Origin of the sequence: Vibrio sp. D54 (genome assembly GCF_021728075.1) — a bacterium.
Lineage (GTDB): Bacteria > Pseudomonadota > Gammaproteobacteria > Enterobacterales > Vibrionaceae > Vibrio > Vibrio alginolyticus.
The window spans coordinates 37,984-62,828 of sequence record NZ_JAKKCS010000009.1 but is presented as its reverse complement, the minus strand read 5'-3'; the positions used below and the strand labels follow the sequence as shown (position 1 = coordinate 62,828).

The window sequence follows — 24,845 nt, the reverse complement described above, 5'->3', positions numbered from 1 at the left end:
GAGGTTATTAATGGTTATTTAACGCAAAAGTCCGACGCTTCCAGTGGCTTAGTTTGATAAAATGCGCGCAGGGCATCAGAAAGCATTTTCACTCGCAAAGGCAAGCCTACGTCCAAAATACCCAGCACTTCTTTATGTACTTTTTGCATAAAGCCGAGCCTATCTGGTTCAAAATCGCCGTGTAGATTGTCACAACTCACCGTAAAAGGGAAGCCAGCGCTTTGTGCCAGAATCCATTCATAAGCTTGAGGTCGCACTTCAACTTTCTCAAACTCCGCTTGAACTTCTGCTGTTCGCCCATCGGGTTCATACCAATAGCCAAAATCTTCCAGCAAACGACGCTCTGGACCAGCCACACACCAATGCGAAATCTCGTGTAAAGCAGAGGCGTAAAAACCCCGAGCAAAAATAATCCGATGATGGGGGTGTTCATCATCAGCAGGAAGATAAATAGGCTCATCACCACCTAACTCTAATTTCGTATTAAATTGTTCTAAAAAGGTGTCATTAAAAATGGTGATTAAGTCTTGGTATTCGTGGGTCATCGTCGAGTTTGTACTTCAGTTTGACATGCGCTGCATATTGTCGCTGTTTTTAGTTATGAGGTAAAGGCACCCCCACATTTTTGGTTATTAGTTGAATTTATCTGAAGGTCGCTTTCTCCATACAATTTCTCATTCGTCAGCGTACTTATTTACCACTACACTCTCGCCTTATTTTGATGCCGTTCAAACCGCTATTTTTAAGCCGTTTGATTACAAGCATGTTGCTGGTTTTAATCACTTTTTAAGAAAGATAGAACCGTTTGTAAGTGTTGTTACTTCGCCTACGCTGATTCTCGTAGAACGTAGTGACTTTTTACGTTGAGTGTTTCCCTATGTTGCTAAGTGTGTTGTATATCATTGGTATCACGGCTGAAGCCATGACAGGTGCGTTAAGTGCTGGTAGAAGAAAGATGGACTGGTTTGGTGTTATGTTGGTGGCCAGCGCAACGGCCATTGGTGGTGGCACCGTACGTGACATTCTATTAGGCCACTACCCTCTTGGTTGGGTAAAAAACCCAGAGTTCCTTGCAATTACGTGTGTTGCAGGTGTGCTAACAACAGGTTTAGCGAAATGGGTGATTAAGCTGAAAGGTCTGTTCATTCGCCTCGATGCATTAGGTTTAATCGTGTTTAGTATCATCGGAACAAAAATTGCGATGGGCATGGGCTTGCACCCTGGTATTTGTATGGTTTCAGCGTTAGTAACTGGTGTATTCGGTGGGCTACTTCGTGACTTAATCTGTCGCCAAACACCATTGGTACTGCATGAAGAGCTTTACGCTTCTGTCGCTCTTATCGCATCAGGAATGTACTTAGCGCTATTAGAATTCAATGTTCCCGATGTCACTGCCACTATTATTACACTGGTTACTGGTTACATGCTGCGTATGGCCGCGGTACGCTTTAAGTGGCGTCTGCCTTCTTTCCATTTGGAAACCGAAAGCTCACTCCATTAAGCAAAAACTACTTAAACAAAAAAGGTTGCCTGATAAAATTGTGCCACCCGCGATTCAGTGAGTGGCATAATTTTACATTCAGTCATCCTGAACAGCGACGAAGGAGCATGATTCAGGATCTATTATCCGAGCACTCTGTTGTCAGAGATGTTTCTTTCTCTTTTCATCGTGCTGAAATTAGATTCCTAGTCTCGCTATAGCTCGCTGGAATGACACAAAGCTCTTAAATCTTCGGTGTTTCAGTTGTTACGCCATGGTTTTGACCACGGTGGCGTAGTAAATGATCCATCACCACAATAGCCAGCATCGCTTCTGCGATAGGCACAGCACGAATACCCACACATGGGTCATGACGACCTTTGGTGATCAACTGAGTTGGTTCACCTTCTTTTGTGATGGTCTCACCCGGCACAGTGATACTTGATGTTGGCTTAAGCGCAATGTTTGCGACAATGTCTTGACCAGTCGAGATACCACCAAGAATGCCACCCGCATGATTACTACCAAAACCTTCAGGAGCAAGCGTATCACGGTGTTGACTGCCTTTTTGGTTTACCACATCAAAGCCGTCTCCGATTTCCACGCCTTTCACCGCGTTGATGCTCATTAGTGCGTGCGCGATGTCTGCATCCAAACGGTCAAATACGGGTTCCCCAAGACCAACAGGCACGTTAGTTGCCACAACCTGGATTTTTGCGCCAATAGAGTCGCCTTCTTTTTTCAGGTCACGGATAAGTTGGTCAAATGCTTCTACTTTGTCAGCATCAGGGCAGAAGAATGCATTGTTCTCGATTTCGTTCCAATCTACCTTGTCGATAGATACATCACCCATTTGTGACAAGTAAGCACGAATCTCAACACCAAACTCATCTTTTAAGTATTTCTTCGCGATTGCACCAGCAGCCACACGCATTGCGGTTTCACGAGCTGAAGAACGGCCGCCACCGCGATAGTCGCGGATGCCATATTTTTGGTGGTAAGTGTAATCAGCATGACCCGGTCTGAACTTATCTTTGATGTCAGAGTAGTCTTTTGAGCGCTGATCGGTGTTTTCAATTAGCAAACCGATCGATGTGCCCGTGGTTTTGCCTTCAAAAACGCCAGAAAGAATTTTAACTTCATCCGGTTCACGACGTTGTGTGGTGTAACGTGATGTGCCTGGACGACGGCGGTCGAGATCGATTTGTAGATCTGCTTCTGTAATTTCCAACCCCGGAGGACATCCGTCTACGATACATCCCAGTGCGATACCGTGACTTTCCCCGAATGTCGTCACTCGGAAATGTTGTCCGATACTGTTTCCTGCCATTACTTCCTCAAGTTTTTATCGCCACGCTCTCTCAAAACAGAGCATAGCTGCTTTCCAATTCTTCGTGGATTCATAGTGGCTTTATTACGTTTTGATGTAAAGAGTTAATATCGGCGAGGTATGCATAAAAAAACACCGAGCATAAAGCTCGGTGTTTTGATGTTTAGTGCAAGACTCTATTAGTCTTTGTACAGTTTAAACTCTTCTGCACACTCAACCAGCTGGTCACGCGTTAGCATAAACACGCCATGACCGCCGTTCTCGAACTCAATCCAAGTAAATGGAATCTCTGGGTACTGTTCCATCATATGAATCATTGAGTTGCCGACTTCACAAATAAGAATGCCGTTATCTGTTAGATAATCTGGCGCGTTAGCAAGAATACGACGCACTAGTTTTAGACCATCCGTACCCGCAGCTAGCCCAAGCTCAGGCTCATGCGTGAACTCATCTGGCAGGCTGTTCATGTCTTCTTCATCCACATATGGTGGGTTGGACACGATTAGATTGTATTTCTCTTTTGGAAGATCACGGAACAAATCAGAGCGAATTGGGAACACTTGCTGCTCCATGCCATGATCTTGTACGTTTTGCTCAGCCACTTGTAGAGCATCTGTAGAGATGTCGATCGCATCCACTTCTGCTTCAGGGAAAGCGTGCGCACAAGCAATCGCGATACAACCAGAACCCGTACATAGGTCCATGATGCGCGTAGGCTCTTCCACCAACCAAGGTTGGAATTCCGCTTGAATCAATTCGCCGATAGGAGAACGTGGCACAAGTACACGCTCATCAACGAAGAACTCAAGACCGCAGAACCATGCTTTGTTTGTTAGGTATGCTGTTGGCGTACGCTCGTTGATGCGTTTTACTACGCGCTCAACAATACGCAGACGCTCGCTTGTCGTTAGGCGAGAGTTCAATACGTGCGGAGGCACATCAATCGGCAAGTATAAGGTTGGCAGGATAAGCTGAACTGCTTCATCCCACGCATTATCAGTACCATGACCGTAAAACAGGTTCGCTGCATTAAAGCGGCTTACCGTCCAACGAATCATATCTTGAAGGGTATGCAGCTCCGATACCGCTTCTTCTACAAAAATCTTATCCAAAATTGCCTCCGAAAAGCGCTACAATACTGCCAATAAAGTTTATTAATGAAATTGTTTACCTAATGAGCAAAAAAGACACCGAGAACGATGACGATTTCGCCTTGTTTCAGGAAGCAGTACAGGGCGTAAAAAAGTTGCGACAGGATACCATAATCCAGCAACCAAAAAAAAATACTAAGCAAAAAGAAATCAAGCGCTCCAACCGTGAAGCGAGTGACTCTGAATTTTACTTTTCAGACGAGTTTGTCCCTCTATTAAACGATGAAGGTCCAACTCGTTATGCACGTGACGACGTCTCCACTTATGAAGTCAAACGTCTACGTCGTGGCGTGTATGTACCGGACGTGTTCCTCGATATGCACGGCATGACACAGCAAGAAGCAAAACGCGAGCTTGGTGCGATGATAGCCTATTGCATCAAAAACGAGATTCATTGTGCGTGTGTGCAACATGGTATTGGGAAACACATCCTGAAACAGAAAGCCCCACTTTGGTTAGCACAGCATCCTGACGTTATGGCTTTTCACCAAGCGCCACTAGAATTTGGTGGTGATGGTGCGTTGTTAGTGTTGCTTTCTATTCCTGAAAAGTAACAGGCTTGCTGTAGACACGACGAAACGAAAAGGCAGGGATCTCCTGCCTTTCTTATTCTGTCTCTAATTTGCAAACGCTTATTTTGGTTTAGACACTTATGGCGTAATATGCCAAAGCACTTCACCATTTTGTGTTTGTAAATCATATTCAATGCACACTAGCCCTGATGTAGGAAACATCGGTGGTGTCATGTCTTTTACAAACTCTGAAGTCAGATAACCGACCAAAGGCAAATGCGATACGAACAAAAGCGAGTCCAATTGTTCGACTTCGATTAATGCACTTGCGAAATCGAAGACATGCTCGGACTGGCCATAAGGTGTAATATCTTCACAAGTTTCAATGCTTTTTGCAGAGAAATACGCACTGATCTCTTGCCAAGTTTGTTGAGCTCTAATGTACGGACTCACCAACACTTTATCGAATTGCGCAAAACCCTGTTCTTTACAGGCTCTCGCAACCGCTTCTGATTCGACTCTGCCTCTTGGGGTCAATTGTCGTGCTGCGTCTGAATCTGCAAAATGCTCGGCTTCACCGTGACGCATGATGAATATTTTCATGTTATTTCCTAGGGATAGCTAACGCTACCAAAAGGTTGACTGCTATCTTTATTAGATAGACGGGGCTAACTTTAACAATGACGAAACAAAAATACTGATATAATTATCTGTTCATTATACCAATTCGCTTGTTAAAGATAGCGACTTTCTTAACAATCTATTAAAAGAATGTACTCAGTTCATCACACTATTTAACTGTGCAATGAGTTCAGAGCATTCACTCAAACAGTTCTTCCCCATACGCAAACGCGATGGGCCTGTGCAGAAGTCTACGAATAACAAAAATACGGCAAGCAGTATTTGTCGAAACGCAAACTTTGCGCCCCCCGCGAGGGGAGCCTAAATTACTGTAATGCGAAATCTGGAGACGCATCGTGCATCTAAGTCCTAACGATTCAAATCAATACCGCTACATTACCTTAAGCAATGATCTGCGTGTACTGCTGATTCATTCCGATACAGCTCAACAGTCGGCAGCTGCTCTGGCAGTGAACGTTGGACACTTCGACGACCCAAACGATCGCCAAGGTCTGGCACACTATTTAGAACACATGCTTTTTTTGGGTACGGAAAAATACCCTAAAGTGGGCGAGTTTCAAAGCTATATTAGCCAACACGGTGGAACAAACAACGCTTGGACTGGTACAGAGCACACTTGTTTCTTTTTCAATATTGCTCCAAATGCCTTTGAAAGTGCCTTAGATCGATTTAGCCAATTCTTTACCGCACCTTTGTTTAACGAAGAAGCATTAGACAAAGAGCGACAGGCTGTCGACTCCGAATACAAGCTCAAACTCAATGATGATTCTCGTCGCCTGTATCAAGTTAACAAAGAAGTCATCAATCCAGAGCACCCGTTTTCAAAATTCTCTGTCGGAAACTTAGATACTCTTGGCGACCGAGATGGTAAATCCATCCGCGACGAAATTGTGGAGTTTCACCACTCTCAGTATTCCGCCGATTTGATGACACTGACTCTATTTGGGCCACAGTCGCTCGATGAACAGCAAGCTTGGGTAGAAACCATGTTTGCCGACATCCCAAATCACCACCTTCGTGGAAAATCGATTGATGTACCGATAGGCACTGAGGAAAGCACGGGCATTTTGGTTCAAGTCGAGCCGCTCAAAGAGTTCCGTAAACTGATTCTCACATTCCCCATGCCGGGAATGGATGCGCATTATAGCGTGAAGCCACTCTCCTACTTTGCTCACCTGTTGGGTTATGAAGGAGAAGGCAGTTTGATGCTTCAACTCAAAGAAAAAGGCTGGATTACCTCTCTCTCAGCGGGCGGCGGCGCGAGTGGCAGTAACTACCGAGACTTTACCGTAAGCTGCACCCTGACGCCAAACGGCTTAGATCATGTTGATGATATCGTTCAAGCGGTTTTTCAATACCTCTCGATGATCAAACAAGACGGGTTAGATGAATGGCGCTATCTCGAAAAACAAGCGGTATTAGAATCGGCTTTCCGCTTCCAAGAGCCATCGCGCCCAATGGATCTCGTCAGCCATCTGGTGATCAACATGCAGCACTATCAACCGGAAGACACGGTTTATGGTGACTACAAAATGGCGGGCTACGATGAGGAGTTACAGCGTTCATTGCTGCGATACTTAACCATCGATAATGTACGCGTCACTTTGATTGCTAAAGGCCTGGAATACAACCGTACTGCCGAATGGTACTTTACCCCGTACTCCGTCACACCTTTTAGTGAAGACCAACGTCGTTTCTATCAACAAATCGACCCAAGCTGGCAATTCGTCTTACCGAAAAAGAACCCTTATATTTGCTACGACCTCGACCCCATGCCACTCGAAAATGGTGATTCGCTGCCAGAGTTGATTGAGGATCTCGAAGGGTTTCGGCTGTGGCATTTGCAAGATGACGAATTTCGCGTGCCTAAAGGTGTCGTTTATGTCGCTATCGACAGCTCTCATGCCGTTGCATCACCAAAGAACATCGTCAAAACGCGCTTATGTGTAGAGATGTTCCTCGATTCGCTAGCAAAAGAAACCTATCAAGCAGAAATCGCAGGGATGGGTTACAACATGTACGCTCACCAAGGTGGCGTGACCTTAACCCTCTCAGGGTTCAGTCAAAAGCTGCCTCAGTTGCTGGAAATGATTCTGCACCGTTTTGCTTCTCGAGATTTCAGCCCTGCTCGCTTTGAAACCATCAAACAACAACTGTTACGAAACTGGAGAAATGCTTCACAAGATCGCCCTATTTCGCAGCTGTTTAACGCACTTACTGGGTTACTTCAACCCAATAACCCGCCTTTCGCAACCTTAGTCGAAGCGCTAGAAGAAATCGAAGTCGATGAACTCTCGGTATTCGTAGAATCCATTCTTGCAGAACTGCACGTTGAAATGTTTGTTTACGGAGACTGGCAACGCCAGCAAGCCCATGACATGGCAACGACTTTAAAAGATGCTCTAAGAGTTAACGAGCAACGTTATGAAGAGGCACTTCGTCCGCTCATTATGCTAGGTAAAAATGGCAGTTTTCAACGTGAGGTGCATTGTAATCAGCAAGATTCCGCAGTCGTTATTTACCACCAGTGCGAGGATATTGAGTCTCGCAGTATCGCGCTATACTCATTGGCCAATCATCTTATGTCGGCAACGTTTTTCCACGAAATCCGTACCAAGCAGCAATTAGGTTACATGGTAGGCACTGGCAATATGCCGCTAAATCGTCACCCTGGTATTGTACTGTATGTGCAGTCACCTAATGCAGCACCTGCCGAGCTGGTTACCTCAATCGATGAGTTTTTAAATGCCTTTTATATGGTGTTGTTAGAGTTAAACGATTACCAATGGCACAGCAGTAAGCGCGGCTTGTGGAACCAAATAGCAACGCCGGACACCACACTTCGAGGACGGGCTCAACGTCTTTGGGTTGCGATAGGAAACAAAGACACTGAGTTTAACCAACGTGACAAGGTACTTGCGGAGTTGAAGAAGCTGACGCGCGCAGACATGATTCGCTTCGTTGTGAACGAATTGAAACCTCGTACTGCAAATCGTTTGATCATGCACTCTCAAGGTCAAGCGCATTCGGAAGCTCCGCGCATCCATCTAGGACAAGAAATAGGATCGATTGAAGAGTTCCAACTTCGGCCAAAAGATTGCGGCTTGGGGTGATCTAGTTGCGCAGAAATAAAATTGTCGATTACTAGAATGAACCTACAAACCCATGAGGTTGTCGGTCTCATAGATTGAATCGGCACCATAATTGGCAGAAAATTGAAATTACGCCATTGCGGCTTATGCTCTAATTACCGCACTAAAAATAACTTAATGAGGTAATCATGAAAAAAGCACTTTTACTTGTGGCTCTTATACTGCCATTGGCATCTGCTCACGCTGAAATCTCAGTCAAAGGCGATGGTTTCGAACTAAGTGACGACTGTGTGCGCCTTAGCGGAGACAATGTATCCATCAAATCAGATGATTGCTCTTCAAAACAGTGGAACGATAAAGACAAAAAAGGTAATAGCAGCGTTCATGGGGACGACAACCCAGGTAAAGGCCACAATAAAGATAAGAAAGACAAGAAGAAGTAACCATTTCTTATTTATGAAAAAGGCTTGCCACTGGCAAGCCTTTTTCTCTACCGAAGCAACGTTTAATAAAACGTTGTCCCTTCACCAGCTCGAGTAAGCAAACCATCACACGGCGCGTAACGATCGCCATATTTCGATGCAAACTCATTCATTTTCTCTACGAGCTCTTTAATACCAAATTGGTCCATGTAACGGAACGGACCACCCAAGAACGGTGGGAAACCAATACCAAATATCGCGCCAATATCACCGTCACGTGGCGAGCGAATGATGCCATCATCCAAACAACGTACCGCTTCATTCAGCATTGGCAGCACACAGCGCAACGCAATATCGTTATCGCTTAGCTTAGATTCAGGGTCGAGCTTAAGCAGTTTGTAAACCGATTTGTCGACATCTTTCTTCTTGCCCTTGTAAGTGTAAAAGCCCTTACCACTCTTGCGTCCTTTACGTCCATCATTTAACAAGATATCAAACACATCCGGGCCTTTGAATCGGTCACCTAACTCATTAACCAGAATCGGCATAATTTTCGCGCCAATGTCGACACCGACTTCATCCAGTAAGGTAATCGGGCCGACAGGGAAACCAAAGTCAAGCAACGCCGTATCAATCTTTTCGATCGGTTCGTTAGCCAGCAGAATATGCGCCGCTTCGTTCATGTATGGCGCAAGAATGCGGTTCACGTAAAAGCCCGCTTTGTCTTTCACTACGATCGGGGTTTTACCTTGCTTCTTAGCAAGTGCAACAACTGTTGAAACGGTTTCATCTGACGTCGTTTCATGCGGAATCACTTCCACCAAAGGCATTTTTTCTACTGGGCTGAAGTAATGCAAACCAACTACGTTTTCTGGACGCTCTGCTTTTTCTGCAATTTTGTGGATAGGCAACGAAGAAGTATTGGTCGCAAAGATAGTTTCTGTCTTAGCGTTCGCTTCAATGTCCGCCACCATTTTTTGCTTAAGCTCTAAGTCTTCAAAAACGGCTTCAATTACGACATCAATATGATTAAAACTGGTAAAATCGACACCACCAGACAGTTGCAGCATTTTCGCTTGCAGATCGGCCTTAGATAGAATGCGACGTTTGCGCTGTTTCTCAAATAACTTGTAGTTGTAGTTGAGCGCGTTTAAAACGCCATCGTTGCTAACGTCTTTGATGCGAACAGGTACTTTTGCTTTTGCAACAGACACATGGCTGATTCCGGCGCCCATCAGACCACCACCAAGCACACCAACTTTATGAACTGGTGCTGGTTTCGCATCCGTGCCATTTTCTTTCTTCATTTCTGTTGTGGCAAAGAAGATCGAACGGAGCGCTTTTGACTCTGAGCTCATTACAAGCTCACCGAAGCGCTTCGCTTCAAGTTCTTGACCTTTAGCGAAGCCTTTCTCTAAGCCATGTTGAATAACTTCTAGAATTGCAACCGTTGCTGGATAGTTACCGCGAGTTTTTTGATTCGTTTTCTTCGCAGCTTGCTCAAATACAAACTTGCGCCCTAGCCCGCTACCAGACATCACCTTTTCTTTCGTCGATAGCTTTTTCGTGCCCTTGTTTTTACCTTTGTCGATAAACTGTTTTGCTACGTCGAGCAAAATGGTGTCAGGCACACAGGCGTCCACAACGCCCAATTTTTTAGCTTTCTTCGCACGAAGTTGTTTACCCGTCAGGATCAAGTCCAACGACGGTAACAGGCCAATCAAACGTGGCAGACGCTGAGTACCACCAGAACCTGGCAATAAACCAAGTTGTACTTCTGGCAGACCTAAACGCGTTTTGTCAGAATCCGTACAAACACGATAATCACATGCAAGAGCCAGTTCTAAACCACCGCCCAAACATGGGCCATGAATAGCCGCAACGACAGGATAAGGTAAGTCCGATAGCTGCTGGAACAACTCCTGACCTTGCCTTGCTAAGGCTTCCGCTTCACTTGCTGTGGTGCATGCTTCTAGCATTCGAACATCAGCACCCGCAACAAAATTGTCCGGTTTTAGGGAGTGGATGATCATCCCTTTAATACCACTGGAGTCTTTTAGCTGAGCAAAAATTTCTTTCATTTCGTCAGCAAAAGCCGCCTGCAGCGTATTCATTTTTTCATTAGGAACATCGATGGCTAACCAAGCAATATTTTGCTCATCAACCTTTAGACTAAATGCTTTTTGCTCGCTCATTACTCAACCTCCAGAATCATTGCCGCACCAAGACCACCAGCAGCACATGCGGTATTCAATGCAATACCACCGCCACGGCGTTTTAGCTCTCGTAGGGTTTGCGTCATCATACGCGCACCAGTCGCAGCAAATGGGTGACCATAAGCAATTGATCCGCCAAGCACGTTGAACTTATCCATATCAATTTCACCAATCGCTTTTGAGCGACCAAGGTTTTCTTGAGCAAACTTATCGGAAGCAAACATCTTCACATTCGCCAATGCTTGAGCAGCAAAGGCCTCGTGCATGTCGATCAACGTCAGGTCTGACAGTTCCAAGCCTGTATTTTCAAGCACTTTCGCTGTGGCATAAGTCGGCCCCATCAGCATGTCCTTTTCCACGCCGATAGCAGAGAATGCATAACCTCGGATGTAACCAAGGATCTCCATTCCGAGCTCTTTCGCTTTACCTTCTCGCATCAACATCACTGCCGCACCACCATCAGTCAATGGCGTACTGTTCGCTGCCGTAACACTGCCATACTGACGATCAAACGCAGGTCGCAATTTCGCGTATCCCTCAACCGTTGAGTCATGACGGATATTGTTGTCTTCCGAAATCCATTTTTTGTATGGTTCAGGGAAAGCCGTCATCACTTCATCTTGGATTTTTCCTTCTTTCCAAGCTTGAGAAGCCAGCGTATGAGAACGATGTGCAAGCGCATCCTGTTCTGCGCGAGAAATACCATGTGTTTTAGCCATTTGCTCTGCAGTTTGTCCCATGGATAAACCCGTAGAGTACTCTGCTACTGCTGGTGGCACTGGCATCAGGTCTTTAAAGCTCAAGTTTTTGAGGATACTAAGCTTCTGACCCATTGTTTTTGTCTTACTAAGAGCAAGCAGATTAGCGGCCAATTTCTTTGATACGCCAATAGGCAGGACGGAAGAAGAGTCTGCACCGCCAGCAATACCAATATCGATGGTTCCCGCCATGATGCTTTCTGCGACATTAACCGCCGCTTGAAAACTCGTCGCACACGCTCGAGTCACACTGTAAGCATCAGTATGGATGTTCATACCGGTGCCTAACACGATTTCTCGTGCGATGTTTGGCGCTTCAGGCATTTGTACTACTTGTCCAAATACCACTTGTTCGATTAACTTCGGATCAATATCTGTTCGAGCAAGCATTTCGCTTACTACCATTTTCCCTAAATCGACCGCTGGCACTTGGCTAAATTCCGTGCTTTGACGAGCAAAGGGAGTTCGAAGCCCCGCGACAATAGCGACACGCTCACCATTGCGTGTTTTTACTTCCTGCTTGCCCATTGTTTCTCCTTAAATACAAGAGGTCTGACCTGATGCATTGTAATGAATTTGTTAAATTTATCAAACGTGCGTTTAAATAAACGTGAAGCAAGTAGTTCAATTACTCTACTTCTTTGATTCTTATGCGATTACTAATGGTTAACTATAGAGAGTTAAAACGGTAAGAGGTATACGGAAAGTAAAATCGAAGCAAAAAAAAACCACACATAACTGTGTGGTCGGAATATCTATAAAACAATTAACTTACGCCAATTGAAAAGTAATCAGTTTCCTGATTAGGAGAAAGTAAAGTCAGCCTTCAAAAGGAAGTGTCATCTTGCTCAACATGTTAGTCGCAATGACTAACGAGATGACAAGGTGTACTATAACCCCTTCACTGCTTGATATTTTGAAATAGATCAATTTTATAGTGATTTTACGAGTTTTAAGCTCACCTAGAGCGATTATTGATTCAAAACAATTCAAGAATCCACCATCAGAAGTCCCTTTTAATGCTCCATCGAGTGAACTTATCCAAGCCATTGATTACTAATGATGATATTGTTAACAATATATATCAATTCGTGTTCGATGATATCTGACATTTGCGTATACACTTTTAGGTAACCACATGGCTTATTGTGTCAAAGGGGTTGCATGACAAATCCTGCAACCAAAACCGCTAAGCGATGAAGCAAGTAAAGTCATGCTCAGAACAAATAAGAAACTCACAGAGCGAGGATGGAGGCTCCTGTGGCCATATTAAAAATGTTTGGAAAGAAAAATTCCAACAGTCCGGTCAACTCTGATATGGACAAGCAAAGAAAATACGAAGCGCTCGTCCGAGGGTATCATCGTGACTTGTACCGCTACGCATATTGGTTGTGCAAAGATAAAGCGGTCGCGGAAGATCTAGTTCAGGAAACCTGTCTTAGAGCTTGGAAGTCACTCGATAGCCTCCAAGACGAAAAAGCTGCCAAGTCTTGGCTCATCACAATATTGAGACGAGAAAATGCGCGCCGCTTCGAACGTAAACAATTTGATTTAGTTGATATCGATGATTACGGCAATGATGCTAAAGTCAGCGATGACCCACATCATCAGCAAGAATGGCTGCAGGCACAGATCATGAAGCTCGATGTTGAATACCGTGAGCCTTTATTTCTCCAAGTTGTCGGTGGTTTCAGTGGAGAAGAAATTGGTGACATTCTTGATTTAAATAAAAACACAGTGATGACTCGACTATTTCGCGCTCGTAATCAACTTAAAGAGATGTTGGATTCTCAAGATACCAAGAGAGGACAAAAGAATGGATGATTTAGAATTTCGTCGTCGTATTTTGTCGGATCCAAAACAAAAGGATGAAGAGATTCTGCAAGCTTTAGCTGGTAGCGACGCCAACAATAAGTTTGTTGATGACGTTTTGGATCTCGATGTAAAAATTAAACAAGCCATGAATGTGGATGTACCCGAAGATCTCGCAGATAAGATTTTATTTAGCCAGACGTCGAGTGCACTTGATGAAGAGAAGGTCGTAAGACCAAACTTTGTCCGCAAAGCAATGGCACTTGCCGCTTCTATTGCGTTCACCGCAGGATTATTCGTTGGCCAAGTAAACTGGGGAAATGTTTTGGTGTCTCCAGCACAAGCCAGTTTAGCGGATACCGCGATGAAACACGTTATTCATGAAGAACCGTTTGTTCGTCATCTTGATGAGGATGTACCGAGCTCGCAAATTAATGCGAAAATGTCGCCATTTCATTACCAGTTTAGTGAAAACTTTCCATATCACGTTTACTACCTAAACCACTGCGGTTTTGGCGAATCCAATGCGGTGCATATGGTGTTCCAAGGTCCAAAAGGTAAAGTAACGTTATTTATTACTGGTATTCCAAGCGAACAAAGTACCGACTTTAGTAAGGATGGCATGACCGGAATCGTTCAGCCCGTCGGGAGTTCAAGCCTGATTTTAGTCGGGGAAGAAGGTGAAAATATTGATGCGCTCGCTACGACTCTTGCATCAATGATTAAGCCAATGTAACAACTTCGACGATTTCCAGCCTTCAAAAGGTTAAATGCCGCTAAATGATCTTATTTAGCGGCATTTTTGTATAAATAGAACACAAAACATTCACCACTCCTATCGCATTTAGAGCTTAAACTCTAAATTATGCATTTTAAGTGCAATTTCCCGTCTTTTAGACATCATTTCTGCAATTTTTATTCAATTTTATCCAATGGTCGGATTTGTCCAAGCAACTATTGATACTACTATCTGCGCCACTGAGCAAAAGCTCAATTTATCGTCCAAAGAGACGAATCTAATAAGGAAAAACAAATGACTCAGAACACGCGTCTGTTTAAAAAGACTCTCCTAGCAGTAACGGTAGCTTTTGCCTCAGGTCAATCGATGGCAGCGGGTTTCCAAATCAACGCTCAATCAGCAACTGGCATCGGCCGTGCATTTGCTGGTGACGCGGTAATCGCAGATAATGCAGCAGTAATGGCTCGTAACCCAGCAGCAATGGCTCTGTTTGATAAAATGGAACTGTCGCTAGGTTTCGAAAGCATTACTTCAATGATTGAAGTGAAAGATGCGAAATATAACGTTAATACTCCTTTGGGCTCCAGTACTGTAAATGTTGCTGACACTGATGATGTGGGTGATACGTCAATAGCTCCAAACATTCACCTAATCGTTCCAGTAAATGATAAGTTTGCATGGGGCGTAAACGCATACTCTAATTTCGGCACTAAAACTGAATTTTCAGATAACTACACCGCAACCGAGTACGGTGGTCTTACGGATGTAAAAAGCTTCAACTTTGGATTGGCGGGTTCTTACCGTTTAAACGAACAATTGAGCTTTGGTGCTGGTTTAGATTTAATCTACGGCCAAGGCACAATGAAGCGTACAACTAGCTCTTCAGTCCCAGGGGTTGGCGGTCAAAAAATTCTGGACGTAGATAAAGCTGATGGTTGGGCTGTTGGTTTTAACGTTGGTACTGTGTACGAACTAGATGAAAACAACCGTTTTGGTCTAGCGTATCGTTACAGCCCTGAATTTACGGCGAAAGACGACAAAGGTCAGGAAATCACGCTACCTCTACCAGATATGGCCGAGTTTTCCGGTTTCCACAAAATCCAAGACACTAAATTTGCTGTACACTACAGCATCCAATACATCGGCTGGAAAGATTTCGACCAAATTGATTTTGAGAACCTAAATCAGGGTTTACTTAAAGGTGGTTACTCGAAAGACTATCAATGGCAAGATGGCTGGCACTACGCAATTGGTGGTACTTACTACCTAAACAACAACTGGACACTTCGTGCTGGTTACATGTACGACACAAGCGCTCAAGATAAAGTAACGTCTATCTCGGTACCAGACTCAGATCGCCAGTGGTTCTCCACAGGTTTCTCTTACCATATTGATAATAGCTCAAACATCGATTTTGGCTTCACGTACTTGTTAGGTGAAGATGTAAAAGTTAATGAGAATACTCAATTAGCTCCTGGTCTTTCTACCGGTGTAACAGCAACAACTCATGCTGATGCAATTCTATTCGGCTTACAATACAGCCGTAGCTTCTAAACGCTTCGCTGTTAGTTAGTAGAAAAATACTTTATATAAAAGGCTGGATTTCCAGCCTTTTTTCATATCTGCGATTTATTGCTCACTCAATTTGAGTGAACACGTGTATCTAAATCTCACAATTAGGACGCACAGCTGTTCGCTGAATTCCGTTTACAAGCCTTTCACAGTTAGATTATTAAACCGCAAAAATAACATTTGAAAGGATAATATTTCAAATGACCACTTACGCTGGATTTTCATTTCTAAAGTAAAAACTCTACCTTTAAACTTTCGTCCCACGTTATAAACAAATCAGCGAACATTCGAATGAAAACCAACAAGACTCTTCTATCAACAGCAGTGGCATTAAGCCTACTTGGCACAACGGGCATGGCTAACGCAGCAGGTTTCCAACTTGCTGAATATTCTGCAACAGGCCTAGGTCGAGCATATGCTGGTGAAGCTGCAATGGCTGACAACGCAAGTGCACAATGGCGTAACCCAGCAATGCTAACTTATTTGGAAGGCACTCAAGTGTCCGTTGGTGCAATCTATGTGAACCCAAATATTGATATTGAAGGTGATGTAAACTTCCACGGTAGCACTTCTTCTGCATCTTCAGATGACTTCGCACATGATGCAATCATTCCAAACTTCTACCTATCACACCAATATAATGAGAAATTCGCGATTGGTTTGGCATTTGGCACCAACTACGGCATGGAAACCGATTTAGGTAAAGGCTTTGGTGCCTCGCACTTCGGTAACGAAGCAAGCGTAACGACAATGGAAGCGAACTTGAACGCAGCTTACAAAGTCAATGAATCAATCAGCGTTGGTGGTGGTATCCGTTACATCATCGGCGAAGGCAGCTTTGGCGCAGCAGCTCCTAAGAATAACGTTGTAGGGTTAAACCCTGAAACTAATCAACCAATCAGTGTTCCTCAAGGTACCGCTCTAAAATACATGGAAGGTGACGATACCGCTTGGGGCTGGCAAGTTGGTACAGCATGGCAGATCAATGAAAATAACCGTATCGGCTTCGCGTACAAATCTGAAGTTGAACTGAAGCTTGAAGGCCATGCTGAAGGTCTTGGTTTTGGCTTCGGTACTTCTGAACGCGACAACGGCTACATGTATCTAAACCTGCCTGCAACGGCTGAGTTGGCAAGCTTCCACCAAGTAACAGACCAATTTGCGTTACACGCAAGCGTTAACTGGACGGATTGGAGCTCTTTCGAGAAATTGGAAGCACGTCTAAATACTGCTGGCACGCATATGGTTAAAGTAGAAAACTGGGAAGACAACTATCGCTTTGCTGTTGGTGCTACTTACCAGCTTGATCCTAAGCTAGCGCTACGCACTGGTATTGCATACGATACTTCAGCGGTAAGCGACAAAAACCGCACGATTACTATTCCAGAAACTGACCGTACTTGGCTAAGTATTGGCGCAACGTACGATTGGACGAAAGACTTCAGCCTAGATGCTGGCTTCACCTATATTTTTGCGAAAGACGCACCAATCGTTGAGTCTCGTGGTTACAAGTCAGACGACACTGCAGAACAAGTCGGCGGCCAATTTGTAGGCGAAACTACGGGTAATGTTTGGCTAATCGGTGTTCAAGCAAACTACCGTTTCTAACCAAGCTGCAAAATACAAAAAAGGCTTAGTATCAGCTAAGCCTTTTTTCATTTCTCGATTATGAAGAACAACGCTTAAAAGTCTTCTAGGTATTCGTCTAAATACTCTTCTTCTTCGATGTTAACTTCTTCTACCGTTTCAACTTCTGCTTTAAAGTTTTGACGCTGGATATAAACATCGCGAGTTAGAATATATGGATCCGGCGACGAGTCTAGCTGCGCTTCTTGCGGCACTAATAAAGCACGCTTCTCCATGCCTTCAAACGCCCACTTACCCAAACTCGCCCAGAAGTTGAGATAAGAGAGGGGTAAATACGTACTATCTACGGTATCTGTCACTTCACGTAAGGTATAAGGACCATAACCTGGAACCATGAAGTAAGGACCATTTCCAACACCATAGTGGCCTACTGCATCACTGAACGCTTTCTCGTCGTACTTCGTAATACCCGCGGCACTTGCAATATCGAATAAACCGAAAATACCGAACGTCGAGTTAATCCAAAAACGGTTAAAGTGGTCCACGGCTTTCGTACCATTACCCATGATTAAGTTATTAACCATGCTTGCTGGCTCATCTAAGTTCGATAAGAAGTTAGCGATACCAGAACGAATAGGAACTGGCGTGTATTCTACATACGCAAGTGATACAGGACGAACCAAATACGGATCTAAATATTCGTAGTTGAGTTCCCACATGGTTCGGTTAAAGCCTTCCAACGGGTCATACACATCAGAAGTCGTTTGATTTGTTTCTTGTCCTGTTACTGCTTCATCAGGCGCACTTGAACAGCCAACCAGTCCAACGGCTAACAGCAACAAGAAGGTAGATTTACCCTTGTTATACATTTTATTTTCCATAACGACTATTAATGTACCTAAGTCACCCCGATTAACCATTGTACGTATGTTGAGCAGGATACATAGTAAAGATGACTCAGATATGGGAATAAATAAAGGCCAGCAATCGCTGGCCTTCGGTATTCTACTCGATCGTTTAGAGTCATACCACTAAAGGCAACTGACTCTACCTCGTTGTCATGTTTCAGAGACAGATGTTAACAATTAATACTGCTGATCAATGGTCACTTCTACTGGTGCGCCAAATTCAACGACGTCACTTTCTCCGTGCCAATCTTGATCACGCGTTGCTACGTTACCGTCAGAATCTACACGCACACGGACGATTAGCTTATCGAGTGAAGATAACTTTTGCCCTTGCATCATGGCATTGCCATCATCTAATACGACTGTGCGAGGGAAAGTACCTAGCGGATAACGAGCAGCAGCCACAGGCATTGGGGAGCCATCTGAACGATGTACTGACACAATCAGAACTGCGTTTGGATCCAACCGAGCATTTGGTGCCACATTAATTGTCACAGCTACACTCTTATCCGGTGAAACCGCTTCGCCCATTTGCTTACGAGCACTCTCAATACTGCGTGACAACATCTCGTAGCGGCTATCTTCTGGACCAATCATTTGCTGCATGATTCCCCAGTACTTGATGGCTGCCGGGAAGTCTTGACGCTCAAACGCATCGAACGCTAACAAAGAAAACACACGCAGATCGACATAGTCTTGCTGCATCAGCTTGCCGAGTAATGAGCGAGCCGTCGCTTGATCCATTTCCTCTTGAGACAGCATCAGAGCTTGTGCATAACCCAACATCACATCTGGGTCTTTTGGCTCTAGGCGGTACGATTTTTCCATCGCATCGATAGCTGTGGTGACATCACGATTTGCTAACGCAATACGACCTAGCAGTAACCAACCGGTCGAGTCTTCCGGCTGGTAATGTAAGCGAGTTCGAAGGGCAAGGGTCAAATCCGCCATTTCATCGTCACTCAGCGGCTCAGAAGAAGCCGACATCAGCTTTTTCGATAACTCAGGTAGATTTGCAGACACTTCTTGCCATTGAACAATATCGTCTGACGCGCCAAATTTATAATACAAACCATAGCTCAGCACCACCGTCAGAATTACCGATGGAACTAAAACCGCGATTGGAGAAACCTTGGTTTCTTTTTGCGCTTTATCACCAGGGATATCGTCAAGCAGTGATTGCTTTAGATCAGAAATCAGTTCGTCTTCACTTTCAACCAGACCTTCGTCAGTTTCTTCTGCAAGCTCAGATAGTCGGTCTTTATAAAATGCCTTGTTGAGCTCATCGCGTAACACATCATCATTGTTCGCTTTTTGTTTAAGCAGCGGCAAAGCCACCAGCGCACAAGCAATAAGCGTGAGAGCAACGGTGGAAATCCAAAATAGTGTCATTACTTCTTATCTCCGTTGTTCTCTTCTTCAAGCAATGCTTTTAAACGAGCTTCTTTTTGCTCATCCCATTGCTCTTCACTGCTCGCTTTTGCCTTAACTTTAGATTTACGGCTACGCAGTACAATCAAACCAAAACCACCCAGTACTACAGCGAGTGGCCCTAGCCACAAAATCGCAGTCGCGACCGTAAATGGTGGGTTGTAAGTCACGAAGTTACCGTAACGGGCGATCATGTAATCAACAATCTCATCTTTGGACTTACCTTCTTTGGTCATTTCGTACACCTTATGGCGTAAGTCCTGAGCAAGTTCAGCGTTAGAATCCGAGATCGTGTTGTTCTGACATTTAGGGCAACGGAGCGTATGGCTTAACTCTTTGAACTGCTGTTCTTGTTCCAAATTATCAAACTCGTACACTTCAATGGCCGCATGAGCAGCAAGAGATAATGTCATCGCAGCAAAAACGGCAAGAATTAGCTTTCTCATTGCTTCGCCTCCTCAACCAATTTGTTGTAAAGCGGCTCCAGTGTTTCTGACCAATTACGTGGGTTTACATCCCCTACATGGCGATAGCGAATCACACCATTTGCATCAATAATGAATGTTTCTGGAGCACCATAAACACCAAGGTCAAGGCCAAGCATACCACTGCCATCAAATAGGCTGATCAAGTACGGGTTGCCGAGATCATTCAGCCAACCTATTGCTTTATTACGATCATCTTTGTAATTCATACCGATGATCTTAACGCCCTTACCCGCCAATTCGTTTAGGTATTTATGCTCTGCATAACACGTTGGGCACCACGTTGCCCAAACGTTCAAGAGCAACGGTTCACCTTTAAAAATTGATTGGTCGTACTGTTTTCCAGGCTCAGCCAGATCTTCTAAATGAAATTCAGGAACTGGCTTGCCAACCAAAACCGACTCCAATTTAGTTGGATCATCGCCCTCTTGGTTACGCATTAATTGGGTTGCGAAAATGCCCGCTAGAATCATGAAAGCGACAAGCGGAATAAATAAGATTTTCTTATTCATGTTATGCCTCCTGCTCTTTTGACTTCGCGTTTTTCTTCGGCGATTTACGGAAGCGGTAGCGTTTATCAGAAATCGCTAGTGCGCCGCCTAATGCCATAATCAAAGAGCCAGCCCAAATCCAACGAACGAACGGTTTATAGTAAATACGAACAGCCCAAGATCGGTTGTCGTCTAAACGTTCACCCATTGCAATGTATAGGTCGCGGCTAATACCACGGTCAATGGCTGCTTCAGTCATCATAGACTTAGCCGTACGGTAGAAGCGCTTCTCTGCGTGAAGCGTATTCACGTATTTGCCATCATGTGTGATCTCAAAGTCTGCGATGTAGCCATCGTAGTTTGGACCATCTTTATCACGCAAGCCTGAGAAGTAGAAATCATAGCCTTGAATTTGGAAGTGTTCGCCAGGTGCTAAACGTACATCACGCTCGATGCTGTAGTTCTGTACCATCGCAATACCGATAACAGATACCGCCAGACCAACATGACCCAACATCATTGCCCAGTGGCTACGTTGCAGCTTGCGAACACCTTCACTAAAGCTATGACGGTGCGTTGCGCGCTCGTACAGTTCAAAGCCATGCATCGCAATAATCCAAATCGCCATCACCCAACCAATGTAAGCCATGGTTGAGAAGAAATCGGCAAATAGGTACACGCATAGCGCGGCCAAGGCGAAAGCAAGAACACCTGAAACGAGCATTGGTTTCACAAGTTTAGATAAATTGTCTCGCTTCCAACGAATAAGAGGGCCAATACCAAGCAGGAAAGCAAATGGCATCATTAACCACGCAAATAGCATGTCAAAGAATGGCGCACCGATAGAGACCGACCCCAAACCAAGCTGCTTGTGTACGAGCGGCAACAGTGTCCCCACTAACACCACAACAAGAGCGGCGATAAGTAATACGTTGTTGGCTAAGAGCGCATTTTCACGTGAGACTAAGTCGAAGTTACCTCGTACACGCACTGCTGCCCCTTTTACGGCAAACAGCAATAAGGAGCCGCCGATAACGAAAACGAGGAAGCCTAGAATAAACATACCGCGCGATGGGTCAGACGCGAACGCGTGCACCGATACTAAAATACCGGAACGGACTAAGAAGGTGCCCAACAAACTCAACGAAAATGCAGAGATTGCCAATAGTACTGTCCACGCTTTAAATGTGCCGCGTTTTTCTGTCACGGCAAGAGAGTGCATTAATGCGGTACCCGCTAACCAAGGCATGAATGATGCGTTTTCTACTGGGTCCCAGAACCACCAGCCACCCCAGCCAAGTTCGTAGTAAGCCCACCAAGAACCTAGTGCGATACCAAGTGTTAAGAATACCCATGCTGCGGTTGTCCAAGGACGAGACCAACGAGCCCAAGCCGTATCAAGGCGTCCGGTCATTAGGGATGCGATCGCAAAAGAGAATGCAACCGAGAAACCAACATAGCCCATGTAAAGCATTGGCGGGTGAACAATCAAACCAGGGTCTTGAAGCAGAGGGTTCAAGTCACGTCCGTCAACCGGGAAGAACGGTAACGTACGTAGGAATGGGTTCGACGTTAGGATGATAAACAGTAGGAAACCCACTGAGATCATGCCCATAACAGCAAGTACACGTGCAACCGACTCTTGCGGCATACCACGACTAAACGTCGCTACAGCGACAGTCCAAGCAGCTTGGATTAACACCCATAGCAACAGTGAACCTTCGTGTGCACCCCATACTGCGGTTAAACGGTAGTACCAAGGAAGCTGACTATTCGAGTTGCTCGCTACATACTGTAACGTGAAGTCGTTAGTATAAAATCCCCAACATAAAATGGCGAAAGAGAACAACAGCATCAGGAACATAGACCAAGATAGCGGTCGCGCTGTGTTCATGAGCATGGTGTTATTATTCGATGCTCCCCACAATGGCAATACGCTCAACAGCACTGCCATTGCAAGCGAAAGAATGAGAGCAAAGTGACCGATTTCAGCAATCATTGGCCGCTTCCTTGTTTCTGTTCGGTGCTGTATTGAAGCGGTTCATGCGTTTTCTTCATCGCTTCTGCAATTTCTGGTGGCATGTATTCTTCATCGTGCTTCGCTAGGACCTCAAATGCCTCAACTGTCGTGGCATCTTTCAGTACACCTTGAGCAACAATACCCTGCCCTTCACGGAACAAGTCAGGAAGAATACCGTCATAGGTAATCGTCACTTTCGGACCGACATCGTGCAGGTCAAAACTCACTTTCAAAGAATTAGGATCTCGACGAACTGAGCCCACAACCACCATTCCACCGATACGCAGACGCTGGCCGACTTCTGGCTTGGTGCCATCTGGCTTACCATTAACCAATTCCGTTGGAGTATAGAAAAGGTCCATATTTTGGTTAAGCGCATAAAGTATCAAACCAATGGTGGCACTAATACCGATAAAGATCGCTAGTACAATACCTAGCCTCTTTTTACGTCTCGGGTTCATAAGGTGTTCTCCATGTTCTTCGCTGCGTCGATACGAGCTTGACGGTCAATTTTTGCTTTCACTTCTTTCAATAATGCATCACCGCGGCGAAGGCTAGTGATCAGAAGAATCAGCATGGATAAGAAAGTAATACCAAACGCACTCCATACGTATGATGCGTAGCCACCCATGGCAAAAAAGTCGCTCAGAGATTCAAAATGCATAATCAGTTACCTCACTGAGTTTGTTCTGTTGCGAGTTTGCGCACCCAGGGGCGGTGACTTTCTTTACTGATGATTTCGTTACGAAAACGGACCATCGTCACGGCACCAAAGAAGAACGCAAAGCCAAAGATGTTCAGCAATAACGGCCAAAGCATGTCGGATGAAATAGAAGGTTGTTCAAATTTCGTGATCGTCGCACCTTGATGAAGCGTGTTCCACCATTCCACGGAAAAGTGAATGATAGGTAGGTTTACTACGCCTACGATCGCTAAGATACCAGCGGCTTTTGCGGCGGTTTTTTGATCGTCAAACGCATGGTAAAGCGCAATCACACCAAGGTAGAGAAATAGAAGAATCAATTCAGATGTAAGACGGGCATCCCATACCCACCAAGTGCCCCACATAGGCTTGCCCCAAACAGCACCTGTAAGTAGAGCAATAAAAGTAAATACTGCACCAATCGGAGCCATCGCAAGTGCCGCCATATCAGATAGGCGAACTTGCCATACTAGGCCAATAAATGCAGCGATCGCCATCGACATATAAACGCCCATAGACCAAATAGCTGATGGGACATGAATGTAGATGATTCGGAAACTGTCACCTTGTTGGTAATCTGAAGGCGCAAATGCAAGCCCCCAAACCGTACCAACCGATAAGCATACGAGGGCCAATACAGAAAACCAAGGCAGAAACTTACCACTCAAACGATAAGCTGCTTCTGGCTTGGCATAAGGATGTAGCCATTTCCACATGTTTTGTTCTCACTCTTACTTCAGGGACACTGTCTAAAGGGTTGAGACCGTAGCAGTGCTTTAATAATAATTCTTTGATCAAGCGCCGCTTCATTGGCACTTTATTGAGTTAGTTAACACTAACTCGTAATGCGGCACTGATGGCAAAAGGCGTTAATGTCATCGCCCCCATTAGCATCGCACCTAAAATCGCTAGTTGACCGTTATACGCCATACCGAGTGCCGCAGCATCAATTGCCGATGTTGCGAAAATCAAAATTGGGATGTAGAGCGGAAGAATAAGCAAACTCAAAAGAACGCCACCCTTTTGCAACCCAACAGTCAACGCCACACCAATGGCGCCAATAAAACTTAGTGTTGGTGTACCGATCATCAAGGTTAATACAACCGATAGCCAAGTATTGAAGTCGAGCGAAAGTAAAACCGCCAATAATGGGCTAATTAAAATCAGAGGTAACCCTGTTAACAACCAATGTGCTATGACCTTTGAAACCACTACAAGTTGCAATGGAATCGGCATTAGCATCATTTGTTCTAGTGCACCGTCTTGAAAATCATCACGAAATAGACGCTCTAATGATAATAAGGCGGACAGCAATGCGGCAACCCAAACGATGCCCGCTGCAATACGTGCTAACAAATTAGGTTCTGGTCCAATACTCAGAGGAAAGAGAGTAATGACAATAATAAAGAACCACAGCGGGTTCAGAATGTCTGCCTGACGGCGAAATGCGATTAGGAGCTCACGACGAATGATGGTGGTCATCGAGGAAATCAT

23 protein-coding genes are annotated in these 24,845 nt (G+C 44.8%); 8 read left to right on the top strand and 15 right to left on the bottom strand.

Annotated features, from left to right (window positions below; all coding sequences use genetic code 11):
- Positions 1-14: 14 nt before the first annotated feature.
- Positions 15-545 (bottom strand): elongation factor P hydroxylase, encoded by a 531-nt coding sequence (locus L3V37_RS13480; RefSeq protein ID WP_053349556.1) that lies wholly within the window; start codon positions 543-545, stop codon positions 15-17.
- 332 nt (positions 546-877) lie between these two features.
- Here L3V37_RS13480 and L3V37_RS13475 point away from each other — a divergent pair, with 332 nt between their 5' ends.
- The gene (locus tag L3V37_RS13475; protein WP_237306461.1) at positions 878-1,501 is read left to right on the top strand and encodes a trimeric intracellular cation channel family protein; all 624 of its coding nucleotides are present in this window, start codon (positions 878-880) and stop codon (positions 1,499-1,501) included.
- Between the two features lie 223 nt (positions 1,502-1,724).
- Here the strand turns inward: L3V37_RS13475 and aroC are convergent, their stop codons facing one another.
- Both aroC and prmB read right to left on the bottom strand, forming a co-directional pair.
- A complete protein-coding gene (gene aroC, locus L3V37_RS13470; protein WP_017820803.1) occupies positions 1,725-2,810 on the bottom strand; it encodes a chorismate synthase in 1,086 nt (361 codons plus the stop codon).
- Positions 2,811-2,989: 179 nt separating this feature from the next.
- Complete coding sequence (gene prmB, locus L3V37_RS13465; protein ID WP_005380541.1) at positions 2,990-3,922, bottom strand: 50S ribosomal protein L3 N(5)-glutamine methyltransferase; 933 nt, start codon at positions 3,920-3,922, stop codon at positions 2,990-2,992.
- A gap of 62 nt (positions 3,923-3,984) precedes the next feature.
- Here prmB and smrB point away from each other — a divergent pair, with 62 nt between their 5' ends.
- Positions 3,985-4,515 (top strand): endonuclease SmrB, encoded by a 531-nt coding sequence (gene smrB, locus L3V37_RS13460; RefSeq protein WP_005380539.1) that lies wholly within the window; start codon positions 3,985-3,987, stop codon positions 4,513-4,515.
- A gap of 96 nt (positions 4,516-4,611) precedes the next feature.
- Here the strand turns inward: smrB and sixA are convergent, their stop codons facing one another.
- The gene (gene sixA, locus L3V37_RS13455) at positions 4,612-5,076 is read right to left on the bottom strand and encodes a phosphohistidine phosphatase SixA (RefSeq protein ID WP_005380537.1); all 465 of its coding nucleotides are present in this window, start codon (positions 5,074-5,076) and stop codon (positions 4,612-4,614) included.
- A gap of 374 nt (positions 5,077-5,450) precedes the next feature.
- Between sixA and L3V37_RS13450 the strand changes: the two genes are divergently transcribed.
- Positions 5,451-8,228 carry an insulinase family protein gene (locus tag L3V37_RS13450; RefSeq protein ID WP_237306460.1) on the top strand — a complete coding sequence of 926 codons (2,778 nt, stop codon included), beginning with the start codon at positions 5,451-5,453 and terminating at the stop codon, positions 8,226-8,228.
- Between the two features lie 167 nt (positions 8,229-8,395).
- Positions 8,396-8,650, top strand: coding sequence for a hypothetical protein (locus L3V37_RS13445; protein WP_005384444.1), 255 nt, complete (start codon positions 8,396-8,398; stop codon positions 8,648-8,650).
- A 62-nt stretch (positions 8,651-8,712) separates the two neighbouring features.
- On the opposite strand, the gene fadJ is transcribed toward L3V37_RS13445, so the two are convergent.
- Positions 8,713-10,824, bottom strand: coding sequence for a fatty acid oxidation complex subunit alpha FadJ (gene fadJ, locus L3V37_RS13440; RefSeq protein ID WP_237306459.1), 2,112 nt, complete (start codon positions 10,822-10,824; stop codon positions 8,713-8,715).
- Positions 10,824-12,131 carry an acetyl-CoA C-acyltransferase FadI gene (fadI, locus tag L3V37_RS13435; protein WP_005384447.1) on the bottom strand — a complete coding sequence of 436 codons (1,308 nt, stop codon included), beginning with the start codon at positions 12,129-12,131 and terminating at the stop codon, positions 10,824-10,826. Before fadI ends, fadJ begins: the two co-directional genes overlap by 1 nt.
- Positions 12,132-12,851: 720 nt before the next feature.
- Between fadI and L3V37_RS13430 the strand changes: the two genes are divergently transcribed.
- From L3V37_RS13430 to L3V37_RS13415, 4 genes are all read left to right on the top strand, one after another.
- Positions 12,852-13,427 (top strand): sigma-70 family RNA polymerase sigma factor, encoded by a 576-nt coding sequence (locus L3V37_RS13430; protein WP_042522516.1) that lies wholly within the window; start codon positions 12,852-12,854, stop codon positions 13,425-13,427.
- The gene (locus tag L3V37_RS13425; protein WP_132936867.1) at positions 13,420-14,151 is read left to right on the top strand and encodes a DUF3379 domain-containing protein; all 732 of its coding nucleotides are present in this window, start codon (positions 13,420-13,422) and stop codon (positions 14,149-14,151) included. Before L3V37_RS13430 ends, L3V37_RS13425 begins: the two co-directional genes overlap by 8 nt.
- Before the next feature lie 297 nt (positions 14,152-14,448).
- Entirely contained in the window at positions 14,449-15,708 is a 1,260-nt protein-coding gene (locus tag L3V37_RS13420; protein WP_213972417.1) for an outer membrane protein transport protein, read from the top strand.
- Positions 15,709-16,017: 309 nt separating this feature from the next.
- Positions 16,018-17,334 (top strand): outer membrane protein transport protein, encoded by a 1,317-nt coding sequence (locus tag L3V37_RS13415; RefSeq protein ID WP_086046949.1) that lies wholly within the window; start codon positions 16,018-16,020, stop codon positions 17,332-17,334.
- Between the two features lie 74 nt (positions 17,335-17,408).
- Here the strand turns inward: L3V37_RS13415 and L3V37_RS13410 are convergent, their stop codons facing one another.
- From L3V37_RS13410 to ccmB, 9 genes are all read right to left on the bottom strand, one after another.
- On the bottom strand, positions 17,409-18,182 hold the full coding sequence (locus L3V37_RS13410; protein ID WP_005380523.1) for a VacJ family lipoprotein: 774 nt from the start codon (positions 18,180-18,182) through the stop codon (positions 17,409-17,411).
- A gap of 216 nt (positions 18,183-18,398) precedes the next feature.
- Positions 18,399-19,613, bottom strand: coding sequence for a c-type cytochrome biogenesis protein CcmI (ccmI, locus tag L3V37_RS13405; RefSeq protein WP_042522520.1), 1,215 nt, complete (start codon positions 19,611-19,613; stop codon positions 18,399-18,401).
- The gene (locus L3V37_RS13400) at positions 19,613-20,098 is read right to left on the bottom strand and encodes a cytochrome c-type biogenesis protein (RefSeq protein ID WP_237306458.1); all 486 of its coding nucleotides are present in this window, start codon (positions 20,096-20,098) and stop codon (positions 19,613-19,615) included. The genes ccmI and L3V37_RS13400 overlap by 1 nt, the downstream gene beginning before the upstream one ends.
- A complete protein-coding gene (locus L3V37_RS13395) occupies positions 20,095-20,649 on the bottom strand; it encodes a DsbE family thiol:disulfide interchange protein (protein WP_005380518.1) in 555 nt (184 codons plus the stop codon). Before L3V37_RS13395 ends, L3V37_RS13400 begins: the two co-directional genes overlap by 4 nt.
- A 1-nt stretch (position 20,650) precedes the next feature.
- A complete protein-coding gene (locus tag L3V37_RS13390; RefSeq protein ID WP_017635943.1) occupies positions 20,651-22,627 on the bottom strand; it encodes a heme lyase CcmF/NrfE family subunit in 1,977 nt (658 codons plus the stop codon).
- Positions 22,624-23,109, bottom strand: coding sequence for a cytochrome c maturation protein CcmE (gene ccmE, locus L3V37_RS13385; RefSeq protein WP_005380516.1), 486 nt, complete (start codon positions 23,107-23,109; stop codon positions 22,624-22,626). Before ccmE ends, L3V37_RS13390 begins: the two co-directional genes overlap by 4 nt.
- Positions 23,106-23,312: a heme exporter protein CcmD gene (ccmD, locus tag L3V37_RS13380; protein WP_005380515.1), complete on the bottom strand. Its 207-nt coding sequence runs from the start codon at positions 23,310-23,312 to the stop codon at positions 23,106-23,108. The genes ccmE and ccmD overlap by 4 nt, the downstream gene beginning before the upstream one ends.
- A gap of 11 nt (positions 23,313-23,323) precedes the next feature.
- On the bottom strand, positions 23,324-24,067 hold the full coding sequence (locus L3V37_RS13375; RefSeq protein WP_005380513.1) for a heme ABC transporter permease: 744 nt from the start codon (positions 24,065-24,067) through the stop codon (positions 23,324-23,326).
- Positions 24,068-24,176: 109 nt separating this feature from the next.
- Positions 24,177-24,845, bottom strand: a complete 669-nt coding sequence (ccmB, locus tag L3V37_RS13370) for a heme exporter protein CcmB (RefSeq protein ID WP_005380512.1) — start codon at positions 24,843-24,845, stop codon at positions 24,177-24,179.